The 2,537-nt window shown below is 59.8% G+C and carries 3 protein-coding genes and 1 pseudogene; 1 reads left to right on the plus strand and 3 read right to left on the minus strand.

The features are described 5' to 3' along the window. The 3 genes from AHiyo1_RS17010 to nrdH form a co-directional block, all read right to left on the minus strand. The coding region (locus tag AHiyo1_RS17010; RefSeq protein ID WP_275937078.1) for a ribonucleotide reductase N-terminal alpha domain-containing protein at positions 1 to 547 on the minus strand (547 nt) is incomplete at its 3' end. A gap of 11 nt (positions 548 to 558) precedes the next feature. After that, the gene (nrdI, locus tag AHiyo1_RS17015; protein WP_059389331.1) at positions 559 to 1,029 is read right to left on the minus strand and encodes a class Ib ribonucleoside-diphosphate reductase assembly flavoprotein NrdI; all 471 of its coding nucleotides are present in this window, start codon (positions 1,027 to 1,029) and stop codon (positions 559 to 561) included. Between the two features lie 53 nt (positions 1,030 to 1,082). Continuing rightward, the gene (nrdH, locus tag AHiyo1_RS17020; protein WP_028267421.1) at positions 1,083 to 1,325 is read right to left on the minus strand and encodes a glutaredoxin-like protein NrdH; all 243 of its coding nucleotides are present in this window, start codon (positions 1,323 to 1,325) and stop codon (positions 1,083 to 1,085) included. A gap of 486 nt (positions 1,326 to 1,811) precedes the next feature. Between nrdH and AHiyo1_RS17025 the strand changes: the two are divergent. Next, positions 1,812 to 2,537: pseudogene (locus AHiyo1_RS17025) on the plus strand (LysR family transcriptional regulator); the annotation flags it as partial.

Below are 2,537 nucleotides of genomic sequence, written 5' to 3' on the forward strand. Positions count from 1 at the left end.
GGAAGCAGGAGACCAGCTCGCCGCGCTGGGCCTTGCCGGCGTTGAGGAACGTGGGCGTGGCGGGTTGGAAGCGGCCGTCGATGATTTCGTCGACGAGGCGGCTGGCCAGCTCCTCGTTGCCGCGGGCAAGGTGCAGGGCAACCATGCAGACACGGTCTTCGTAGCGCTCCAGGAAACGCTTGCCGTCGAAGGTCTTGAGCGTGTAGGAGGTGTAGAACTTGAAGGCGCCGAGGAAGGTCTCGAAGCGGAACTTCTTCTTGTAGGCGCGGTTGAACAGGTCACGGATGAAGTTCATCGTGTACTGATCGAGGGTCTCGCGCTCGTAGTACTGGTTCTTGACCAGGTAGTCCAGCTTCTCTTCCAGGTCGTGGAAGAAAACGGTGTTGTTGTTCACGTGCTGCAGGAAGTACTGGTGCGCGGCCTCGCGGTCGGCTTCGAACTGGATCTCCCCGTTCGGACCATAGAGGTTCAACATGGCATTGAGCTCATGGTAGCCAAGGCCCTTGTAGGCCTCCGGCAATGGCTTCTTGACCTTGGCGGTGTCCATAGCGCCCTTGGTTACTTCTGTATCTGCGACAGTCGTGTCCAAAACTTTTCCAATCCTTGATTGACCCGGTCAACATCTTCCGGAGTCCCCATGAGTTCGAATCGATAAAGAAGCGGAACCCGGCATTTGGTGGCGATGATGTCTCCCGCCATGCAGTAGTTTTCCGCGAAGTTGGTGTTTCCTGCTCCGATGACGCCGCGGATCAGTTCCCTGTTCTGCGGGTTGTTCAGAAACCTGATGACTTGCTTGGGCACCGATCCTTCGCCATTCGTGCCGCCATACGTGGGCAGCACCAGGACGAAAGGTTCCAGTGCGAGCAGCGGTGCGTCCTTGGCATGGAGCGGGATGCGTTCCGCGTCGACGCCGAGCTTCTGGACGAAGCGCTTGGTGTTCTCAGATGTGGAGGAAAAGTAGATGAGGTGACTCCGCGTGCTGACGGCTTCAGCGTTCAGTTGAGCAGTTGCTGTTGCCAGCGCTGCCATGGGAGTCACCTCGACTACATTGGAATACTTTGTTGTGGCGGAGTCCTGAAAAACTACGCTACCGAAGCGGCAGCCAGCGCCAGCTCTTCGATCTTGTCCGGACGGAATCCTGACCAGTGGTCTTGCTCGGTCACCACGACGGGGGCCTGCATGTATCCAAGGGCCTTCAGGCGCTCAAGGGCCTCGGCATCCTGTGAGATGTCAACGCTCTGGTAGGCGATGCCCTTTTTGTCGAGTGCACGGTAGGTTGCGTTGCACTGAACACAGGCCGGCTTCGTGTAAACCGTAACAGTCATGGTCCCTGTCCCCTTTGTTGAAGTCTTTGCTCTTCGCTTGGCAGGCCCCGACCGGAACTGATTCCGACTCCGATGCCGGCCCGCCGACCGCCTAGGCGGCCGAACTCTTCTATTCACGTCTTGCATTCATGTCTTGCATGTCTTGTGCTGGTTTCCCGCTCAATCCGTAAATCGATACTACATGTAGTGCAAGCGCCTCAGCGGAACCCCAAGATGATGTATTACAAGTATGTCATTTTACGCACCGGTAGTCCACAGGCAAGGGAGGTAAAAATGTCCGGGAATCCGCCAAATCCGGAGACGTAATCCACACCCTGTGGACTACTTAGCCACATTTAATCCTCAGCGTGTCGCTTGGATCCCGGCGTGTCGCGGCATCCTGCAAACACGGTTTCGTGGCTCCCCCGGGCAGCAGCGGAGACCGAATTCACACCGCTATGCTGGCTGGGCACGGATTTCGGCCGGCATCGAGCCTAAGGATCACTGATGGTCAACCTTCTCCACCTGCGGACACTGCTTGAAGTCACGCGGCTCGGTTCCTTCGCGGCAGCCGCCGCACGGCTCGGCTACACAGCCTCAGCCGTATCCCAACAGATGGCATCCCTGGAACGGGACACCGGCGTCGAGCTCTTCCACCGTTCCCCACGGAGCGTGGTTCCCACCGAAGCCGCCCTGACCATGGTGCGGCATGCCTCCAAAGTGCTCACCGACGTCGAGACCCTGCTGGCCGCCGCATCGAGGAGTGCGGACTCCCCCGTCCAGGAACTGCGGCTCGGCATCTTCCCCAGCCTGGCAACCTACGTCCTGCCGGACATTCTCCGGAACCCGCGCTGGAAAAAGCTTGGCATAGAACTCCGTGTATGGGTGGCCGAACCTTCCCAAACCATCCAAGGGCTGCGCACTGGCGGCGAACTGGACCTGGCGCTGGTGTACCAAGTGGGCCAGTCCGGACTCGCGTGGCCCCACACCCTGGACCGGCAATGGATCGGCGACGACGACTTCCGGGTGGTGCTCCCCGCGTCCTGGGGCATCCGGGAGGACGCCGAAATGCAGGCCTCGCAACTCTCGGACATGCCCTGGATCATGCACCACCCGGGCACCAGCGACGCGGTGGTGATTGAACGCTTGTTCGCCAGTTGCAATCTGCACCCACGCGTCGCGGCCTATAGCGACGTCTCCACGCCAGCCTCGAGATGGCGGCAGCGGGGCTCG

The organism is Arthrobacter sp. Hiyo1 (assembly GCF_001263615.2).
Lineage (GTDB): Bacteria > Actinomycetota > Actinomycetes > Actinomycetales > Micrococcaceae > Arthrobacter.

Bases quoted from the DNA above. Each gene is read 5' to 3' on its own strand.
- nrdH (WP_028267421.1), bottom strand. From the start codon at position 1,325: ATGACTGTTACGGTTTACACGAAGCCGGCCTGTGTTCAGTGCAACGCA.
- nrdI (WP_059389331.1), bottom strand. From the start codon at position 1,029: ATGGCAGCGCTGGCAACAGCAACTGCTCAACTGAACGCTGAAGCCGTC.